Below are 21,636 nucleotides of genomic sequence, written 5' to 3' on the forward strand. Positions count from 1 at the left end.
GAGTCCTTTGTGGTTAATAGTATTTGAAGTACTAAAAAACTTCATTAGAAATCAGTGAAAAATTCAGAAGATGAGAATTCAGAAAATGATAGGTAAATACAAATGGTTATTCCTAGGGTTGGTTATGGGTATCTCTTCCTGTAGCTCTAGTGAAGTAGATTGGGTAGATCAAGAAAGGTTGAATGATATTCCCCAAGCCAATGAAGTTGGTGCTTTGCATCTTCCCAAGGAAATAGCACCTGTTCACGCACCATTTGGGATGCCTGATTTCAAAAGACCAGAATTTCCAGATTTTTCCATCAATATTGCTACCCTAGGAGCTAATCCAGAGGAAAAAATAACCACATTGATTCAAACAGCCATCGACTCGGTCAATAGCGTAGGGGGTGGAAAAGTGATCATTCCAAGTGGTTCATGGAAAACTGGAAGAATCATCCTCAAAAGCAATGTGAATATACATTTTGAAGATGGTGCAAAACTTTACTTCAGTGGAGAGTTGGCGGATTACCGACCAGCTGTTTTTACCAGACATGAAGGTGTAGAGGTGATGTCTTTGGGAGCTTGTATTTATGCTTATCAAGAAGATAATATTGCCATTACGGGCAAAGGAACACTCTATGGTCCAGAAGAAGGTAATGTTCGTGAACAGATGATGACCGAAGATGTGGTGGAAAATTTTGTTCCCTTGAATTTGCCAGTAGAAGAGCGCATTTATGAAGGGTTTGATGGAGAATCGATTTTCCTTCCGATGTTTATTTCTCCTACTGAATGCACAAATGTTTTCATTGAAGGAATCACCTTGGAAAGGACAGCTTTTTGGAATATTGTGCCTGTGTATTGTGATGGCGTCATTATCAGGGGCGTGACCGTCAATTCTGTTGGGATTCCACGTGGTGACGGGATTGATATAGAATCTTCAAAAAACGTCCTGATTGAATATTCTACCCTGAACAATGGAGACGATTGCTTTACACTCAAAGCAGGAAGGGGAGAAGACGGTGTTCGTGTAAATAGGGCAACAGAAAATGTGGTCATCAGATATTGCTTGGCCCAAGAAGGTCATGGAGGAGTGACAGTAGGAAGTGAAACAGCCGGATGGATCAGGAATTTATACGTCCATGACTGCGTGTTTGACAATACAGGAGTAGGCATCAGGTTCAAAACCAGAAGACCAAGAGGTGGAGGTGGTGAAAATTTGCATTACGAAAGGATCAGGATGAACTTACGACACACGGCTTTCAGGTGGGATATGTTGGGAAGTGAGATGTATGTTGGTGAATTGGCTTCAAGATTTCCTCTAAGGAAAAAGGATGCACTTACACCTGCTTTCAAGCATATTTATGCCAAAGACATTATTATCGAAAATGCGGCAACATTTATCAATGTAACGGGAATTCCAGAATCTCCTTTGGAAGATTTTACTTTGGACAATGCGATTGTAAACAGCGAAAAACTTTTCAGGGCAGATGATGCCAAAAACATGGTGTTAAGCAACTTGGAAATAACCAGCCAAGACTCTGTCTTGTATTTGTTGGATGCACGGGATATACGTTTCCAAAAAGTTTCATTCAATAATCCTGAAGGAAAAATATACGTGGAAAAAGAGGGAGACTTGACTGATAAAATTGAGTTTGTCAATAGCTTTCCGAAAAGACCCACAGGCTGGGACAGTGATAAATTTCAAAAGAATGATAACTAGAAGTGGTTGAATAGATTTCTTAAAATTTGAAAGTAAAACAAAAAAGATTTCAAACATGAAAATTTTAAACTTTAAAATAAGCAATAAAGAAACCCTCAACAAATCGATAATTTTTAATTGGGCTTTATGGATACCAATGGTGTTGTTTGTTGTCACCCAGAGTCTAGCGCAATCTTCGAAGAAAGTTTCTTGGAGCCAGGCACAGCATCAAAATCAGGAATGGTATGGGAGTGATGAAGCCGTCAGAATTGCAGAAAATGTGTTGCTTTATCAGAACAATAACGGAGGTTGGTTGAAAAACATTGATATGGCAAATGAATTGGATGACAAAGAGAGAAGCAAGTTGAAAAAAGAGAAATCAAAGAAAATAGGAACTACCATAGATAACAACGCTACCCACACGCAGATGCGGTATTTGGCAAAAGTGTATCAGGAAACTGGACAGGAGGAATTTAAAGAAGGGTTTTTAAAAGGGCTCAATTATTTGTTGGAAGCACAATATGAGAATGGTGGTTGGGCTCAATACTACCCCGAGCGAAAAGGTTACTATGAACATATTACTTTCAATGACCATGCAATGATCGGAGTAATGAGTATTCTCAAAGACATAAGCGATGAAGTTTCTCCTTATGAATTTGTAGAAGCTTCTTATAAGAAAAGGATTGACTTGGCATTGGAAAAAGGAGTGGAAGTGATATTGAAAATGCAAATAAAAGTGGATGGTGAATTGACCGCTTGGTGTGCACAGCACAATAGGCATGACTTAAGGCCAGCCAAAGCTAGAGCTTATGAGCTACCATCTATCAGCGGAGGAGAAAGTGTTGGTGTCGTTGGGTTTTTGATGAGCCTGGATGATCCAAGTCCTGAGGTTCAGAAGGCAATTGAAAGTGCTGTAGCTTGGTTTGAAAAAGTAAAAATCGAAGGGATCAAAGTAGTCAAAAAAGAAGACAAAACATTAGAAAGAGGCTATGACAGAATAGTAGTGGAAGATGCGGAAAACAGCCAACCACTTTGGGCTCGTTTCTATGAAATTGACACCAACCGCCCTATGTTTGTGGGAAGAAATGGAATCGTGAAGTATAATCTTTCAGAGATAGAACACGAACGGAGGGTAGGGTATAGCTATTTGGGAAATTATGCCGAAAAACTTTTGGAAAAAGATTATCCCCAATGGAAAGCAAAGCTTGATATGTGAAGAAAAAGACAAAGAAGCAAGATCCACGATTCAAGACAAAGTATGCTTTCTGCGGTTACGTCACCTCGACGGTAGGAGAGGTCTTGTTCCGTCTATGGACAAGGAAGTGGGAAAATGAAAAGTATATATAAATTTCAGTTCGAGATTTCTCCCCGTAATTCTACGGGGCAGGCTCCACGCCTCCCTTACGGGAGGTAGATTCGAAATGACCACCAAGTCACCTCGACGGCAGGAGAGGTCTCTTTACTTGGACTAAGAGGTATTTAAGAGGATTGAAAACAAAAGAAAAACAATACAAAAACTGTCAACTAATTTCATGACTCTTAATTTTATAAAACTTTTGTGGTGTTTACCTGTGTTTTTGACAGCTAGAACTACTCTAACCATTTTTGACCGCAAGGAACTCAATGGTCTTACAAAGAACATAAGAGGGCTCCAAGAATCTAATCAGACAACACACTTTTTTATACCCTTGAGCTTTTTGCAATAAAAAACATTGTAACTGGGTCGGGGAAATTTTTCAATCCTAAGACTTTTTTTCCGGTTGCAGGGAGGTACAGGGAAGTTCCTGTTTAAGGTGTTTTAATTTTGTAAATACTTCGATTTGATAAAAACTTATTTTATCAAAGAGATGATTGATGGTATTTTAAATTGAATAGGTTATTTATTCAATTTTTAGTATGGTTTCAGTTTTCAACAATTAAACCCAATAATCATGGATTATAAAACCTTAACAGATGAACAGTTGTGGAAGCTGATATCCACAGGGGATCGGACTGCATTTGGTTTTGTTTTCAAAACACTAGCCAAGGATCTTTTTAAATATGGGTGGAAGTTCACTTCGGACAAATCACTTATTGAGGATGTAATTCAGGATGTTTTTATTGGTTTGTGGAATAGTAGGGAAAAGGCAAAAATTGAAAAATCCATCAAGTTTTATCTGATTACTGCTTTTAGGAGAGAATTGATCAGAAGGGTTTCCTCGGAAAGAAAGTTTGGGGGACTGGAAAATTGTTCTGAAAATCATTTTGTGCAGATTTCCCAGATGGAGTTGAATCTTCGAAATCAGGAATTACTCCAAACCGATAATGACCTTCATGAAGCCATCGGACAATTGACCTCCAGGCAAAGGGAAGCGATCTACCTCAAATACTTTGTGGAATTGAGCTATGAAGAGATAGCAGCAACTTTGGACATGCAAGTCCCTTCTCTCTACAACTTGATCATGAAGGCAATGAAGTCTTTAAAAACGATCATGAAAAAAGAGAAATTGATATTGAATGTGAAATGAAATAGGGGGACATTTTGTCCTGTTTCAATTTTTTGCTTTGGCTGCAGGTTATTTTGTACAAGCTGGTTAAACTTTTCTAAAGTTCACAACTTTAGAAAAGTTCAGACGACCTTGTTCTGTGTCTCACAGAAAAACCTAATAATGGTCAATCCACAAAGGAGCTTCGTTTTGAAATTCTTCAAAGCGGTTTCCCTGGGAGGATTGGAAAGTATTTAGACTCTATCCCATTTTTTGTGCTTTTTTAAAAGCTCAAGCTCTTAGATACAGTTTTCTACTATAACCCGCTCTATTGACAATTTTTTTATCCCATACCACCAAATACGGATAATCTTATGTTTTTTTTCAAAAATCCCCCAGATTTCGATGAGATTGTAACGAGCTGTTACCCTACTATATATAAAGCAAGTAGGTTTGGATAAAAAACAATTTAGAAATATTGAAGATTTTTTGGCTGACAGCTCCTTTAGATATTGGGTTCTGCATGAAAAGGAAGTCAGAAGCCTCTACTGGGATGCTTGGCTTAAAGCGAACCCTGACAAGGACGAGTTGTTTCACGAGGCAAAAGAGTTGGTCTGGGCATTGGAAGGGAACAATCCTGAATTGGAAGAGAAGTCAGAGAACCGGATTTGGGACGCTATTTCCACACACATAGAAGATTCAAATGTCACCAATGACGGAAATTTGAAACCGGAGGATGGGATAGATGATAATAAACAAAAGCCCTGGTTCCCATCCTTTGATTTTACTCCCCTTCGAATTGCATTTATTTTGATTTTTTCAGGCTTAATAGCCATAGTTACCCTCTACTCAACCAATCTTTCACCCCATTTTTCCAAGCCTCCTGGCGAGATCCCAACTGAGAATTGGATCACAAAAACCACCAATAAAGGAGAAAAGAAGAAGATCCACTTGCCGGATGGCAGCAAGGTAATCATGAATTCTGATAGCGAGCTAAAGTACAAAACTGGTTTTGGACGACAGCATAGAGAATTGTTATTGGTAGGGGAGGCATACTTTGAGGTGGACTACGATACCTTGTTGCCATTTTCTGTACAAAGCAAAAACCTTCACACTATTGCACTCGGGACATCATTTACCATCAACTCATTTCCTGAAAAAAAGAAACAAGAGGTAAAATTATTTACTGGAAAAGTCTCCGTGGAGCACAAAAACGAAGATGGGTACTTGACCCATGCCTTATACTTGACTCCCGGTGAAGAAGCCTTATTGACCAACCATGATTTCAAAAAAGTGCTTTTCGACACAGATAAGGCACTGCTGTGGACCAAGGGGATTTTGTATTTCGATGAAACCCCTTTGCCTGAAGTAGTGGATATTTTGGAGCGATGGTACGGAGTTGAGATCTCAGTTTCAGGGAAGGGAATCGCCAATAGCAAAGTGACGGGTGAATTCAGGAAGGATAACTTGGAAAATGTACTGACAAGTATCGCATATTCCTCAGCCTTTGATTTTCAAATCAACAAAAAGAAAGTAATGATCAAGATGAAGTGATAGAGAAACATTGAGAAGAAGAATCTTAAAGTGAATTCGGGGCAATTTGGACGCGCAAAAAAGCTGTTTGGACAAATTGAAAGTATTGATAGACAATTGAAATAAACCAAAACAACCTAATAATTATGAAAAAAGTCCTTTACTATTCCAAAATGATAGGCAGATACTATCTGTATGGAGTCCTGTTGCAGGTTTGCTGTATTCCAATCCTATTAGCAGCAAACCCAACAACCCAGTCAAAAGACCTAAAGGAAGTCTTTGTAAATGTTGAAGTTGAAAATGCGACATTGCCACAGCTGTTTTCTATACTGAATGAGAAAACCGAGTTTTCATTTGTATTTGACAGCAAAAATGTAAACACCCTTAAGCAAGTTAGCTTAAAGAGCAACAACGAGTCCTTGGAAGATGTGCTGTTAAAACTCTCTGCATCCCATCAGCTGTCCTTTCAGCAGGTCAATGAACGGATCAGTGTCAAAAGCCTTCAGCCAAATAAACAGAATCCCATAGAAGTCAATGTGACTATCACGGGAAAAGTGTATGATAGTGAAGGAGACCCACTTCCCGGCGCTACAGTTCGTGTGGAAGGTACCACCAATGGTACAGCAACGGGGATAGATGGAGAGTTTTCTATCAATGCCCCCGAAGATGCAACTTTAGTTGTTTCCTACATTGGGTTCGAGACACAGAAAATAAAACTCGTATCAAATCAAACCAATTACGAAATCACACTCAAGCTTGATGATTCAGCCCTGGAAGAGGTAGTGGTGGTAGGTTATGGAGAACAAAAGAGGGCAAATCTGCTGGGAGCAGTAGAAAGTATCACTACAGAAAAATTGGTCGATATCCCTGCGGCCAATATGTCATCCTTGTTACAAGGCAGAATGGCAGGCGTCAATGTAGGTGGACCAACTGGTCGGCCGGGAACGCCATCCTCTTTCAATATTCGTGGAAGCAGTGGTAGTTTGAATCAAGAACCCGTTTTGTTTGTGATTGATGGTTTTATCAGAGATCAGGCAGCATTTGATGTGCTGGATCCTACAGAAGTGGAAAGCATATCAGTTCTCAAAGATGCCGCAGCCGCTGTTTATGGAGCCAGAGGGGTCGGTGGGGTAGTCTTGGTGACTACCAAAAGAGGGAAAGAAGGGAAGGCCACGGTAAGTTATTCGGGATCGATCGGTTTTGCAGATGCCACCAGTTTTCCGGAGCTGATGAGTGCTTATGACCAGGCTGTATTCAAAAACAATCAATACAGGATATCAAACCCTGATGACTACAACGATGGACTAAGGCTCTTTGGAGATGACGAACTGGAGGCATTTAAGAATTACGATTTCAATTGGATGGATTATGCTTGGAAAAGTTCCATGGTAATGAGACATACTGTCAATGTCAGTGGTGGAAGTGATAAAGTAAGGTATTTTGGAGGGGCTTCTTACTACAATGAAGATGCAAATCTACCAGGTACTGATTTGAACAAGTATTCCCTAAGAATGGGAATCGATGCAGATATTACAAAAGATTTGACTGCTTCATTGACGTTAAGTGGTGACCAAAGAAATGATACCAGGCCACACAACAGAAATGATGGGAATGCGGCTACATTGAATGGTGCTTTTCAACAACTGCAGCGTACACCTAAATGGATTCCACCTTACGTCAATGGACTTCCAGTAAGGTATGGAGGGGCTATCCAATCCCATCCAATAGAGATTGGCAATGTAAACAGCATCATTGAAAACACTGGTAGTAATTTGATTATCAATGCAGCTTTGGAATATAGGGTGCCAATAGTAGAAGGTTTGAGGCTGAAAGTGGCTTATAATCAGAGTGAAACCCATGGATACAACCGACAATTGAGGAAAAACTATCATTTGTATGATTTCCAAATGATTGGAAGCAGGGGGAATTTGATTACAAATGTGCCAACTGGTTCTACTTTGATCAATAACCAGGAAAGATTGCAGGAGGATTATAACAATGCAAAAAGTTATCAATTCAATGCACATGTGGCTTATGATCGGGTTTTTGGAAAGCATGATGTGAGTGGGTTGTTGGTATATGAGATTGCGGAAGGAGAGTCCCATGGTTTCAGAGCCATGCGTGAGAACCAATTGATTCCTGGATATGACCTGCAGCCGGGTTTCAATGAGGCACGGGATGGTACCCATGGATGGGCAGACAACAATGCAAGACTCAGTACTGTAGGTAGGTTTAATTATTCTTACGATGGGAAATACCTTTTCGAAAGTGCTTTTAGGTATGAAGGGTCGGTTAAGTTTCCGCCAGAAACCCGTTGGGGTTTCTTTCCATCAGCTTCTGTTGGTTGGAGGATTTCTGATGAGAACTTTTTTAGGAACAATATCAATTTTGTTGACGACATGAAAATACGCGTATCTGGTGGTCTGTTGGGTAATGATGATATTAGCAATAGACAATGGGAATATACTTATGGTCAGACAGGAGGAGCTTATTTGGGTGGAAATGGGATGACAAATGGACTCAATCCCAGACATGGTGGGTTAGCACTTTATGGTCAAACTTGGGAAAAGACCAGGTTTTTCAATGGAGGTATGGATATATTGTTGCGAAACAGGTTGAAAATTGGTTTAGATGGATTTTACAGATATACCTATGATATCCTGACCACAAGGGCTTCTACAGTCCCTACCAGCACAGGAATCAATGTGATGCCTGGTGAGAATTTCGCAAGAATGGATGCTTGGGGATTTGATGCATCATTTTCGTATTCAGGAAATGTGGGACAAGATTTCGGATATAATATCGGTATAGTTGGAGGCTGGAGCAGAAACAGACAATTGACAATTTACCAAAACCCTGCGGTTATAGGGACATGGGTGGATCAGCAGGGATTGGCTACAGGAGGACAAGACGGTTTGATTGCGGTTGGTATCATCAGAACCCAAGAGCAGCTGGATCAGATTATGGAACAAAACCCCGGGCTTACCATATTTGGTATGGAGCCTCAATTGGGGATGATGATGTACGAAGATGTAGGAGGTCCCGATAGAACCGATGGTCCTGATGGGGTGATTGATGGGAATGATGTCAGGATGATCGCTCCTGCAGTACCAAACATAGGCTTCTCCTTTAACTTGGGAGCATCTTACAAAGGTTTGAGGGTAGATACGCAGTTGGGGTTGAGTGGTATTGGCACCAAGGTGTTTTTTGATCAACAAACTTACAACCCTGTGAATGTTACGGGAAACAATTCTCTACTGAACATGCCTGCTATATGGAATGATCACTGGACTCCTGAAAATCCAAATGCAGCATTTCCCAGACCTACCATGTATGGAGGACAAAATAACAGGTCTACTTTCTGGATGAGGGATGGTACTACAATGAATCTTAACATAGTAAACGTATCCTACAGCCTTCCAAACCACCTTGCTGAAAGGCTGGGCGTCCCACAGTTAAGGGTATATTTCACTGCAAGAAATCTTTGGAGAATCATCAATCCATTTGATTACAAAGACCCTACGCTCAGTAGGTTTGATTCTTATCCAACTTTGCGTACACTCAATTTTGGTTTGAACATCACAATTTAAACAATGAAGACGATGAAAAAATACATAATTATTTTGTGTTCAATTTTGATAGGGGCATGTGGAGACATATTAGAAATACCTGATGTCACAGGAGTCAATACAGACGTTTGGAATGATGAGCAAGGTGCTTCCTTGTATGTCAATAGATTATATGAAATGAGTTTGCCAGGTCCCGGTTTTGGTGTCAATTCACCGCTCTCTGATGAGACTTATGGAACTGGTGATATTATAGTCAATACGATTTATGGAAATTTGACTGCGAATGACATCGACTTATATAGTGTGAATTTTTACAGAAGAATCAGGGATACGAATATAGGGCTAAAAGCATTGGAGTCAAGTACATTGCCAGAAGATGCAATAGGTCGCCTAAAAGGCCAAATGACATTCCTGAGAGCTTTGGATCATTGGAATTTGGTAAGACTTTATGGAGGAGTCCCAATGGTTTTGGAGGATCAAGATCCTTATGAAACAGAAGCAATCAACTTGCCTAGAAACTCTGCAAGGGAGTGTATCGAAATTTTGGTAGCAGATTTGGATGAAGCTATTGAGGGTTTGCCTGCTTCTTGGCCGAATAATGAACGCGGAAGAATCACCAGGGGTGCAGCTGCGGCGATGAAAGGTAGGATTTTGCTGTTTTGGGCCAGTCCCCAGTTTAATCCAACGAATGATCAAAGCAGGTGGGAGAGGGCGTATCAAGCCAACTTTGAAGCTAAAGAATTATTGATGCAGGATGGTTATGGCCTACATCCAAATTTTGCACAGGTATTTACCACCAAAGGTAACCGAGAAGTTGTTTTTGCAAGATTATTTGATTTCAATTCAGGAAAGACGCATGGATGGGAGAATTCCGTAAGGCCAAGGGAAATTGGCAATAATGGAGGTACAGGCAGTAATCCAACTTGGGAAATGGTGAAAGCATTTCCTATGAGTAATGGAGTAGCCATAGATTCTCCAGATTCGGGATATGATTCAGTTTACTATTTCAAAGACAGGGATCCAAGGTTTTATGCCACTATAGCATATAATGGAGTAAATTATACAGCAACTGGATTTGATCCAGATAGAAAACAATGGTCATATTATGTAGGTGATAACCCTATTGATAATCCAGGAGCTACGACTACAGGCTTTTACTGTAGAAAGGCGACCAATCCGAATATCCAGCAGCAGTTTACTGGCGAAGCAGATACAGATTGGGTAGAAATCAGGTTTGCGGAGGTATTGCTGAACCTTGCTGAGGCTGCAGCAGAGACAGACCGATTGAATGTAGCGTATAATGAATTATTTGCATTAAGGCAAAGAGCAGGGATTTCTTCTGGGGATGGGTTTTTTGGGTTACAGGAAGCTATGTCCAAGATTGAATTGGTTGATGCTGTGATACATGAAAGGCAGATTGAATTGGCTTTTGAAGATAAAAGGTACTGGGATTTGAGAAGGAGAAATCTGTTTGAGCAAAAACTGAACGGAACAAGAAGACACGGTATTATTACCAGGTTGAAACCAGGGATAAATCCTACCGACTTTGCTACGATAAGAGACCAAATTGATCTGGAAAATGATTATGACCAATATTTTGAGATGGAACTTTGGGTGAAAGATCAGCAGTTTGCCATCAATTATCCACAGCCATTGTACAACTTCTTCGGTATTCCTCAAAATGTCCGGGATAGAAGCCCAGAAGTAGAACAAACCATCGGTTGGGAGAATGGGACATTCGACCCACTTGCAGATTGATTTAAGATTGAAAGAGTGTTTTATGATTGTAAATATCTCTAAAGCGATTATTAAACATCATATAGAAACTGAATTAATCAAAGAGTTATTCAAGAGTATCATCAGTAGCATTTTCCAATATGGAACTGATGATTACCAACCCAAAATATCTAAAAAATGAAAAAATATTTGAATTATAAAATCTATCTCGGAAAACTGGCTTTTCAGCTTACCTTCCTAGTGTTATCTACAATCATATATTCTGGTTGTAGGGATTTAGATGAGTTTTCCTTGGACACCATCTCAAGCCCAACAGATCTAGAGATCACCAAAGATGGCAGAAATGCTACTTTGTCTTGGACACAGAGTCCAGACACAAGAATCGATAGCTATGAGGTTCAATTGGGGACAGATTCAGAGTTTTCTTCCATATTGTCCATTGATACCATAGCTGTGAGTGAAAAAAGTTTTCTGTTTGAAAATTTGGAATCGGAGCAGACTTATGCAGCGAGGGTCAGGGCATTGAACCCCGATCCTCTGACCAATTCCTATTATTCATCTATTTCATTTACTTCGAATGAGATAGAGAATATTTTCAGAATTCTGACAAATGAACATATTGGAGTTGGTCAGGTATTGCTGCGTTGGAATGAACCTTCAGAAGGTTCGGTTACAAGAGTTACATTGACACCAATTGAAGATGGGGATCAAATCACTGTTGAATTGACCCAAGAAGAAATAGTTTCAAGAGAGGTTAGGGTAGAAGGATTAAGTGAAAGCAGAGTGGAATACGTTGCTGAGATTTTTGATGGAGAGATCAATCGGGGAGAGTTAAGATTCTTTTCTTTGGATATCAATGCTGCAATTACTGTAGATGGGGAATCATACATAAACCTGCAAGCTGCGATTGATGCTGCTTCATCGGGGAGTATTATTAGGGTAGGGGCATCCGCCTATGACTTTAGTGGATTGCAGAATGGAACCATTACCATCAATGGTAAGTCCTTGACGATCGAAGCCGCTACTGAGGGTAGTATTAAGCCTGATATCAAAATCAGAAATTTTGATTTGAGAGGAAATGTTGGCTATTTGAGAATAAAAGGTATTAAAATCCAAAGTATCAGTAAGGCGGAAAATTCAGCGAACACTGACTACAATAAACATATATTTGGGGTTTCATATGTGACGGAACAATTTAGTTTGGAGATCACTGATTGTGAATTGACTGGTGCAGAATCAGGATTGGTTTTCTCACAGGGTGTAGGTGCAGCAAGTGCACCAGAACCAATTCCGGGAACAGGAATATTCGGTGTCACTATAGAAAACAGTTTGCTCTTTGGCTTTGGTAATGCAGGAGGGGATTTTATCGACTTTAGATCTGGATCTGTTTCTGGAGTAGTAGTGAAGAACTCAACTGTTTGGAATAGTGCTAGAGCACTTTTGAGGGCAGACCCAGATGTTATATTTACTGGCACCAATGGATTCTTGCTAGAAAATGTTACAATTGATAACTTTTGTAATGGAGGAAGATTCGTAGATGTGCGGACAGAAGGTAAGACTGTGGTAAGAAATTCAATCATTAGCAATAAAGCATCAAACCAAGGAAACAGAATGCAGAATGGAGCTTCATTGGAAATCCACAACAGTAACTTGTTTGGAACAAACATCAATAATGTTACAGCGGGAGCTACCCTGACTGACAGAATAGATTTGGATCCGCAATATGGAAATGCCGTAAACGGAGATTTTACAGTGAATAACGCAACAGTAAAAGCACTTTCAATCGGCGACCCAAGATGGTTCTGATTGGGGATTGAAGTTAATGCAAAAAAATGTCAGGGGTATCCCTGGCATTTTTTGCATTTAGACCACTTTGCAAGCAGCTTTTAAGTGTTGAGGCTTCAAGTTTCCTCAGCATTTTTCTGAATAATCAAAATATTTTTTAAAAAATCCCATATTTTACGATGAGATTATAATGGGTTGCTCCTCTTCTATTTATAATTAGATAGACTTGGAAAAACAATTCAGAAATATAGAAGAATTTTTAGCTGATAGCTCCTTTAGGCATTGGGTTTTGCATGAGAAAGAAGTGCGTAGCCTCTACTGGGATGCTTGGGTCAAGGCTAATCCTGATAAAGCTGGTCTATTGCAGGAAGCCAAAGAGTTGGTGTGGGCATTGGAAGGAAATACGCCTGAATTGGAAGAGGATTCTGAAAATAGGATTTGGGATGCCATCACTGACAATATGGAAGTACCGGACATTCTAGATGGAGATTCTCTTGGATCAAAAGATGATAAGCTTGAGCGTGAATCGAAGTCATTCCGGTCTGTATTGGGATATACGCCAATTCGGATTGCGATGATATTGATTGCTTCTGTCATCAGTGCTTTTTTGGTTCTCAATTCCAGCAATTTTTTCCCGAAATCCAACGACAGCCTTACTGAAGTCCTTGAAGACAATTGGGTCACAAAAACCACCAATAAGGGAGAAAAGAAGAAAATCCACTTGCCGGATGGCAGCAAGGTAATCATGAATTCTGATAGCGAGCTAAAGTACAAAACCGGGTTTGGACAACAGCATAGAGAATTGATATTGGTAGGGGAGGCATACTTTGAGGTTAGTTCCGATACCTTGTTGCCTTTTAGTGTACAAAGCAAAAACCTTCACACGGTTGCTCTTGGGACATCATTTACGGTCAGCTCATTTCCTGATAAAAAAAAACAGGAGGTGAAATTATTCACCGGAAAAGTATCTGTGGAGCATAAAAACGAAGATGGTTACTTAACCCATGCCATTTATTTGATCCCTGGTGAAGAAGCTCTATTGACCAACCATGATTTCAAGAAAGTGCTTTTTGATACTGAAAAGGCATTATTGTGGACCCAAGGTATATTGTTTTTCGAAGAAACTCCATTGCCGGAAGTGGTGGAGGTCTTGGAACGATGGTATGGAGTTGAGATCTCAGTTTCGGGAAAGGGAATCGCCAATAGCAAAGTGACGGGGGAATTCAGAAAGGATAACCTGGAAAATGTACTGAGAAGTATTGCATATTCTTCAGCCTTTGATTTTAATATCGACAAGAAGAAAGTAATCATCAAAATGAAGTGATTGGGGAAACTGGAATTAAAAGGAACCCAAATGCATATGGCGCAATGACAATCTGCAGATTGGCAGTCTGCAAAGCTAATTAAATGTATAAATAGACAATTGACATAAACCAAAACAACCTAATAATTATGAAAAAAATCCTTTACTATTCGAAAATGATAGGCAGATACTATCTGTATGGGTTCCTGTTGCAGGTTTGCTGCATCCCAATCCTATTGGCAGCAAATCTGACTGCCCAATCAAAAAGCCTCAAGCAGGTCTTTGTGAATATTGAAGTTGAGAATGCAAGCCTACCACAGGTATTTTCTATCCTGAACGAAAAAACCGAGTTTTCTTTCGTTTATGACAGCAAAAGTGTAAACAACCTAACACCTGTTAGCCTAAAAAGCAACGGAGAGTCATTGGAGGATGTGTTGTTAAAGTTATCCGCATCCCATCAGTTATCTTTCCAACAGGTAAATGAGCGGATCAGTGTCAAAAGCCTTCAGCCAAATAAACAAAACCCAATAGAGGTCAATGTGACTATTACGGGGAAGGTTTATGATAATGAAGGTGTACCACTTCCAGGGGCGACTGTGCGGGTGGAAGGTACTAACAATGGTGTCGCCACAGGTTTGGATGGCGAATTTTCCATAGTTGCCCCAGAAAATGCGACTTTGGTAGTCTCGTATATTGGTTTTATAACCAGTAAGTTAAAAGTATTGCCAAATCAGACCATTTATGAAATCAAATTGGAAGTTGATGATTCGGCTTTGGAGGAAGTGGTAGTCATCGGATATGGGGAGCAGAAGAGAGCTAACGTACTGGGAGCGGTAGAGACCATAATGGCAGAGGACATAGAAGATCTGCCGATGGCAAACTTGGGAAGTGCCTTGATCAATAGGGTTCCGGGTGTAGGAGTAAGCCAAGCCTCCGGACGTCCTGGTGCAAATACCAGCATAAATATTCGAAATGCCGCGGTTTTCAGTGCTTCCTCAAGCACAGAGCCACTATATGTGATAGATGGGTTCCAAATGAGCAAGGAGGATTTTGATAACCTAGACGCTACGATGGTGGAATCCATTACCTTCCTGAAAGATGCAGCAGCATCGATCTATGGTTCGAGAGGTGCAAATGGCGTTGTATTGGTAACCACAAAAAAAGGGAAGCCAGGAAAAATCAAGATAAACTATAGCGGGACCCATGGTATCTCTACGGCAACCCAGATGCCCCAAATGTTATCTGGATATGATCATGCTATGTTATTGAATGGGTTGAATCTGTCCAATAACAGTCCCGAAAACAGCTTATATACAGAATCGGAATTGGAATATTTGAGAAACACCAACAATAGCTGGCTAGATGGGCTTTGGGGCAATGCACACCTTTCAAGACATACGGTCAACCTAAGTGGGGGATCAGACAAAGTAACCTATTTCGCTGGAGCCAACTATTACAAGGAAACAGGTAATCTACAGGATTTGTATGTGAATAAGTTTGGATTCCGTTTTGGGATGAATGCCGAAATCGTCAAAGGCCTAAATGCCACAGTTTCATTGGCTACTGACAACTCATTGGTCAACAGACCCCAGCCAAAAGGAATTACCGCAAATGCCGAGACAATGAGTGAGACTTTTAGTTCTTTGTTGCTTACACCAGCCTGGGTTCCTCCATACATTGATGGAAAACCAGTATTTTCTTCAACTCCAGGATGGCATCCTCAGGAATTGCCAGGTTCTGGTAGCTATAACCGTTCGAAATCTAATGGGATCACTGTAAATGCCAGTTTGGAATATAAGCCCCAAAAAATCGAAGGTTTGACTTTTAGGGTGCAATATGGCCAAAACGTAAGGAATAATTTCGGAAAGGAATATTATGCTTCCTATAATCTATATGAATTTATTCGGGAGGGGAATCACCCCACATCTGGTGCGGGACAAACTGAAAATGTGATTTTCACCAATCAGATCAATGCCATCAGGGAAATCAGGAATGGCAACCAGATATATCTAAGCCATAATAACTCAATGAATTATCAGCTGAATGAATCTGTATCTTATACACGGTCATTTGGGGAGCATTATTTGAGCGTGATGGTTGCTGCTGAGCAAAGTGAAACCTACGGTGACAATTTCTTCACCAGAAGGGACAATCAAAGTGTGCCCGGCGTGGATCAGATTTTTGCATTTTCATTGGACAGAAACAACTGGGACAATGGAGGAAGTGGGAATGAAAATGCCAGGATGAGTTATTTTGGTCGATTGAACTATAGCTTTAAAGACCGTTACCTTTTGGAATCGTCTTTTAGGGCTGATGCTTCTCCAAATTTCCCTCCAGGTTCTGATTGGGGATATTTCCCATCAGTGGCAGTAGGTTGGAAGCTTTCAGAGGAAAATTTCTTCAGGGACAATGTGAGTTTTATAAACAACCTAAAGCTAAGGTTTCAGGTGGGCTTTACCGGAAACGATCAAGTTGCGGCATTCCAGTGGAGAACCAGGTATACCCAGACTACGGGGATGTTGTTTGGCAATGCAATGACGAATGGTTTGGACAATGCACGTACCCCCAACTCCCAGATCACATGGGAAAAAGCATTGTATAAAAACTTGGGGTTGGATGGTACGATATTCAACCACAGACTGAATTTTGGTTTTGATTTCTATGATCGATTGAACTACGATATGTTTAATGCACCTACTGCAACCGTACCGACTACTTTTGGTGGGGTGATCTCAGATCAGAACTACGGAAGGTTGAAATCATGGGGGCTTGAAGTGAATTTGGGTTACAATGGTAAAATAGGTAGAGATGTCTACTATAATATCGGGATAATCACAGGGAGAAGTGACAATAGGGTCTTGAGAAGATATATCAGTGACAGGGATGCAGGAACTTGGAGAGATACCAATGGAAGAAGGACAGACAATGGTATTGAAGGTTATAAGTCTATTGGTTTGGTGACTTCCCAAGAGCAACTTGATGCATTTTTGGAGCAAAATCCAGGGTATACCATTGATGGTCAGATACCAAGGGTGGGTTGGATGTTGTTTGAAGATATAGATGGTGATGGGCGTATCACGAGTGAAGACCGTACCAGGATAGTCAACAGACAAGGTGGCGGATTTGGTATGGGACATAACATGGGGTTATCCTACAAAGGAGTCAAGCTAAGTGTCAACTGGAGTTGGAGTGTCGGTGGCTACAGGGTATATGACAATAATGCCCGTCAGATACCTACGCACAACAGGTCTGCATTAGCTATATGGAATGACTCATGGTCAGTCTTGAACCCAGAAGGAACCATGCCGGCTCTCGATGCCAGGTTTGCTAGCCAGGTTTACGATTTGTGGATCACCAGTGCTACAATGATGAGGATCAACAACATGAACTTATCTTATTCTTTACCGGAAAGTTTGGCCAGAAGATTTGGGGTACCGCAATTCAGGGTATTTGCTACAGGTACCAACCTTTGGGATATCGTCAACAAACAAGATTATAAATATTCAAGGACGAACAATTCCTTTGATTATCCAGCTATGCGGACATTCTCCTTTGGTTTGAACTTTAGCCTATAAACTCAAAAAGACATAAAATGAAAAATATAATAAAATTCATCGTGATTTGTCTTCTGCTGACATCCTGTGAGCATTATCTAGACAAAAAAGACTTGACTGGGGTAGATGAAGGGCTGATCTGGAATGATGAAGCCACTGCTACTTTGTTTCTGAACAAGACCTACGCCATGGTCATGCCCGCATGGCCTAATATGAGAAGTGCGGCCACATTGCCTACCCCAATCCACAATATTTCGGATGAATCCAATTTTGGAGATAACAGGCCTTTATATGGGACAGTTGGAGTGGAGCAGGTGAACGATTTTATGGGGGCTAACAATTCCAATGCCTACCTGTTTATCCGCAGGCTGAATATCATCCTTCAGGATATTGAAGCTGGCACAATACCTCAAGATGGCAAAAACAGAATTAAAGGACAGGCCTACTTCTTAAGGGCTTGGGTGTATTTCAACTTGGTAAAAGTCCATGGAGGTGTTCCAATCATAACACATCCCCAAGATTGGCAAGAGGATGACTTGAGGGTTGCTAGAAACAAGACATCTGAGTGTATCGACTTCATCATAGAAGATCTGGATATGGCTGCCCAGCTCCTGCAAAATGGATTGCCGGCAACTATGGGAAGTGATAGAGGCAGGGTGACTAGAGATGCCGCTCTGGCGATGAAAGGTAGGATCTTACTTTATTGGGCAAGTGCCCAATTTAATCCCCAGGTTGACCAAGCCAGATGGGAAAGGGCTTATCAGGCCAATAAGGCAGCTTACGATGAACTTACCCAGACAGGTTATGCCTTGTTCCCCAGCTTTGAAGGGGTTCTTACCAACAGCAGTGCCAACAACAGAGAGGTGATATTTTTAAGGTCATATGATGGAGCCAGTGTTCCCAACACCTTTGAACATCAGGCCAGACCATTTTCCCAGACAGCAAATGGAGGTGGGCAACATCATCCGACTTGGAATTTGGTAAAGGCATTCCCAATGAAAAACGGTAAGCCTGCATACAAAGATGGAGAGGCATTGAATGGTTTTGATACACTCTATTACTGGAAAGACAGAGACCCTAGGTTCTATGCAACAGTTGCCTACAATGGAGCCATTTGGGAATTGAGCAATCAATCCAACAGAAAGCAGTGGAATTACCGTGATGTGGCAGAAGATAGGAATAGACAGACCAGTACAGGGTTTTACTGCAGAAAAGGGGTGAATCCAAGTACATTGGCAGTGGATTCCAATCGAGGTACAACAGATTGGGTGGAAATGAGGTTTGCGGAAGTAATTTTGAATCTTGCTGAATCAGCCAATGCAACCGGTAGAATTGCGGAAGCATATGATTTGGTGAAAATGATCAGACAGCGTGCCGGAATCACGAATGAAGATGGTAATTACGGTTTGGAAGCAGGTATGGGAAGAGAGGAAATGGATGAGGCGATTATGGAGGAAAGACGGATAGAATTTGCCTTTGAAGGTAAGCGATATGATGATCTTCGAAGGACGAGAAGGTTCCACCTGCTTAACGGCCAGCGTAGGGAGGCATTGCTTATACAAGTCAAAGCTCCTTTTACAGCAGCCCAATTGGAAGCTCCGGATGAGTTTGGTGTTAGGCTCAGGGAGAAGTTAAACTTAGATACTGATTATGAAACTTATTTCCAGCCGGCTTACGCAGTTTTGGACACACAGTTTCCAATCAATTTCCAACAGAATTATTACTTCTATGGGATAGCGACTAGCCATATAGCCAGAAATGAGAATCTCCAACAGACTTTGGGTTGGGATCCGGTAACAGAGGCAGGTTACTTTGATCCATTAGACTAGCAAAATAATTAGGGTTATAGTCCACAATGCTACTTGTAAAAATCGCGTATATAGATAAATGCCTCATAGGCTTTTACCTCTTTCCAGTGGATACAGCTGCATTGTGGACCCAATTCCCTAAATCGAAATAGTTTAAATGTGCCAAATATATACCAAGGCCAACATTTCAAAAGACTATGTGCTTTTGGCTACAATGAACCAATAACTTATCGATTAGCAAAAAAATAAAACTATGACATCAAAAATATACAACCTAGCATTTATAGTGCTTATGGCATTTATAATCGGAGCTTGTGTGGATCATGAAACTGAAATGAATTATGCCCTACCCGGAGCAAAAAACCTTTCAGTGGAAGATAAAAAAGCAAGGACAGCCACTGTTTCATGGGAGTATGATCAGGATCAGGTACAGTACTTTATAATTAACCTTTCAAAAGAACCAACATTTGCAAACGCTATTGTAACCGACACCATCGGTGTGGATATAAGGGAGTACGGATTTCAGGGCTTGGAATCTCTGGTGGAATACCATGTAAGAGTACAAAGCCGTACAGGAAACCGTCTGATAGATCCCCACCCAGCAATATTGGTTTTCAGATCTGCTGAAATTGAAAGCTTGTTTTTGCCCCTCGAATCCTCTGATATAAATGTGGAGTCTGTCAAGCTGACGTGGAAAGCCCCCAATCAAGGAGGTGTGTCTCATATAGTGTTGACTTCATTGGACAACGGAAATGTAAGGACAATTGAATTGGGCACTTCTGAAATAAGTTCGAGAAGCGTAGTGATAGAAGGGTTGGTTTCAGCAGGGAATTATTCAGCTGAAATATTTGATGCTGATGAAAATAAAGGTACAATTACATTTACGACAAAGGATATAAATGCGGCTATTTCCATATCGGGAAATTCCAAAACCTATGAATTCCTACAAGACGCTATTGATGATGCTGTGTCAGGAGATGTGATCAAAGTCGGTGCTGCCATTTACGATTTTACCGATCCTTTGTATTCAACCATTTTCATCGATGGAAAGTCTCTTACCATAGAGCCTGCCAATACGGCTGGGGATATGCCCGAGATTAGGTTCAAAAACTTTGATTTAAAAGGGGATATAGGTTATTTGAAAATCAAAGGAATCAAAATCCTCTCTAACAGCAAAGCAGTAACCGATGGAAATACTGATTACAACAAACACATGTTTGGAGTTACTTATGTGACAGGGACTTTTAGCCTGGAACTTACGGACTGTGATTTGAGCGGTGCTGAGTCCGGATTGATATTCTCACAGACTGTAGGGGCAGGAAGTGCACCAGAGGCTATACCTGGTTCAGCTACTTTTGGCCTTGTGGTTGAAAACTGCCTACTCCATGACTTCGGAAATGCAGGTGGTGACTTTATAGATTTCAGATCAGGTGCTATTTCCAATATCCTGGTTAAGAATTCTTCTTTCTGGAATGGTGCCAGGGCATTATTCCGGGCAGATGCCGATGTGGTATTCCTGGCGACAGCCACTTTGACTTTGGAAAACTCTACCATAAATAACTTTGGTAACGGTGGTAGATTCGTCGATTTGAGGACAAATGGGAGTGTGATTGTAAGAAATTCAATCGTTACAAACAAAATCACAAACCATGGTAACAGAATGCAAAATGGAGCTTCATTGCAATTGATAAATACCAATGTATTCGGTTCCAATGCAGGCAATATTACAGCAGGTGCTACCATTACCAATGGTCTTGCTGTAGATCCCCAATATGCGAATGCCGAAAGTGGAAACTTCACTGTCGGAAGTGCAGAAGTGAAAGCTGCCGGACAGGGAGATCCTCGTTGGTTGTAAAAGGGAATAATTATTTTACCAATAGGAGTCCCATAAGCAGCAATTACTTTATTTCAAAAGATAATATGCTGTGATCAATACTTCTGGAGGGCAGGGATGAGGAAAAAAGTAAAAGGAATAACTTCTTTTGTTTTTTCTCATCCCTTTTTTCTTTTCTGGATTGCATCGAAAAATAATATTTGGTGAGACATTGGTGGTATTGATTTTTGAAAATGGCACCACTCTTTTTCGGGGTATTTATAAGCTGCCATTAGGTTTCTTTACAATTTCCAAGAAATTCCTTCAAAACCAGTGATGAGATTTCAAGGCTTTTTTCCCCTTAATGGTAGATAAACGAAAAGTCTAAAAT

11 protein-coding genes are annotated in these 21,636 nt (G+C 40.7%); all 11 read left to right on the forward strand.

Going from position 1 to position 21,636, the window contains the following annotated elements; translation table 11 throughout:
- Window positions 1-70: 70 nt before the first annotated feature.
- The 11 genes from ACFSKL_RS03470 (at window position 71) to ACFSKL_RS03520 (ending at window position 21,287) form a co-directional block, all read left to right on the forward strand.
- Window positions 71-1,699, forward strand: a complete 1,629-nt coding sequence (locus ACFSKL_RS03470; protein ID WP_376883521.1) for a glycoside hydrolase family 28 protein — start codon at window positions 71-73, stop codon at window positions 1,697-1,699.
- Between the two features lie 55 nt (window positions 1,700-1,754).
- Window positions 1,755-2,894 carry a pectate lyase gene (gene pelA, locus ACFSKL_RS03475; protein WP_376883522.1) on the forward strand — a complete coding sequence of 380 codons (1,140 nt, stop codon included), beginning with the start codon at window positions 1,755-1,757 and terminating at the stop codon, window positions 2,892-2,894.
- A 715-nt stretch (window positions 2,895-3,609) separates the two neighbouring features.
- Window positions 3,610-4,185, forward strand: a complete 576-nt coding sequence (locus ACFSKL_RS03480) for an RNA polymerase sigma factor (RefSeq protein WP_376883523.1) — start codon at window positions 3,610-3,612, stop codon at window positions 4,183-4,185.
- A gap of 411 nt (window positions 4,186-4,596) precedes the next feature.
- Window positions 4,597-5,697 carry a FecR family protein gene (locus tag ACFSKL_RS03485; protein WP_376883524.1) on the forward strand — a complete coding sequence of 367 codons (1,101 nt, stop codon included), beginning with the start codon at window positions 4,597-4,599 and terminating at the stop codon, window positions 5,695-5,697.
- Window positions 5,698-5,822: 125 nt separating this feature from the next.
- Complete coding sequence (locus ACFSKL_RS03490) at window positions 5,823-9,266, forward strand: TonB-dependent receptor (protein ID WP_376883525.1); 3,444 nt, start codon at window positions 5,823-5,825, stop codon at window positions 9,264-9,266.
- Between the two features lie 12 nt (window positions 9,267-9,278).
- Window positions 9,279-11,003, forward strand: a complete 1,725-nt coding sequence (locus ACFSKL_RS03495; protein WP_376883526.1) for a RagB/SusD family nutrient uptake outer membrane protein — start codon at window positions 9,279-9,281, stop codon at window positions 11,001-11,003.
- A 156-nt stretch (window positions 11,004-11,159) separates the two neighbouring features.
- Complete coding sequence (locus ACFSKL_RS03500; protein WP_376883527.1) at window positions 11,160-12,788, forward strand: DUF5123 domain-containing protein; 1,629 nt, start codon at window positions 11,160-11,162, stop codon at window positions 12,786-12,788.
- Between the two features lie 205 nt (window positions 12,789-12,993).
- Entirely contained in the window at window positions 12,994-14,091 is a 1,098-nt protein-coding gene (locus ACFSKL_RS03505; protein ID WP_376883528.1) for a FecR family protein, read from the forward strand.
- A 128-nt stretch (window positions 14,092-14,219) separates the two neighbouring features.
- Window positions 14,220-17,645, forward strand: a complete 3,426-nt coding sequence (locus ACFSKL_RS03510) for a SusC/RagA family TonB-linked outer membrane protein (protein ID WP_376883529.1) — start codon at window positions 14,220-14,222, stop codon at window positions 17,643-17,645.
- A 17-nt stretch (window positions 17,646-17,662) separates the two neighbouring features.
- Window positions 17,663-19,453: a RagB/SusD family nutrient uptake outer membrane protein gene (locus ACFSKL_RS03515; RefSeq protein WP_376883530.1), complete on the forward strand. Its 1,791-nt coding sequence runs from the start codon at window positions 17,663-17,665 to the stop codon at window positions 19,451-19,453.
- 232 nt (window positions 19,454-19,685) lie between these two features.
- Window positions 19,686-21,287, forward strand: a complete 1,602-nt coding sequence (locus tag ACFSKL_RS03520) for a DUF5123 domain-containing protein (protein WP_376883531.1) — start codon at window positions 19,686-19,688, stop codon at window positions 21,285-21,287.
- Window positions 21,288-21,636: the final 349 nt, after the last annotated feature.

Origin of the sequence: Belliella marina (assembly GCF_042682445.1) — a bacterium.
Classification (GTDB): Bacteria; Bacteroidota; Bacteroidia; order Cytophagales; family Cyclobacteriaceae; genus Belliella; species Belliella marina.

Bases quoted from the DNA above. Each gene is read 5' to 3' on its own strand.
- ACFSKL_RS03470 (WP_376883521.1), top strand. From the start codon at position 71: ATGAGAATTCAGAAAATGATAGGTAAATACAAATGGTTATTCCTAGGG.
- pelA (WP_376883522.1), top strand. From the start codon at position 1,755: ATGAAAATTTTAAACTTTAAAATAAGCAATAAAGAAACCCTCAACAAA.
- ACFSKL_RS03480 (WP_376883523.1), top strand. From the start codon at position 3,610: ATGGATTATAAAACCTTAACAGATGAACAGTTGTGGAAGCTGATATCC.
- ACFSKL_RS03490 (WP_376883525.1), top strand. From the start codon at position 5,823: ATGAAAAAAGTCCTTTACTATTCCAAAATGATAGGCAGATACTATCTG.
- ACFSKL_RS03495 (WP_376883526.1), top strand. From the start codon at position 9,279: ATGAAAAAATACATAATTATTTTGTGTTCAATTTTGATAGGGGCATGT.
- ACFSKL_RS03500 (WP_376883527.1), top strand. From the start codon at position 11,160: ATGAAAAAATATTTGAATTATAAAATCTATCTCGGAAAACTGGCTTTT.
- ACFSKL_RS03510 (WP_376883529.1), top strand. From the start codon at position 14,220: ATGAAAAAAATCCTTTACTATTCGAAAATGATAGGCAGATACTATCTG.
- ACFSKL_RS03515 (WP_376883530.1), top strand. From the start codon at position 17,663: ATGAAAAATATAATAAAATTCATCGTGATTTGTCTTCTGCTGACATCC.
- ACFSKL_RS03520 (WP_376883531.1), top strand. From the start codon at position 19,686: ATGACATCAAAAATATACAACCTAGCATTTATAGTGCTTATGGCATTT.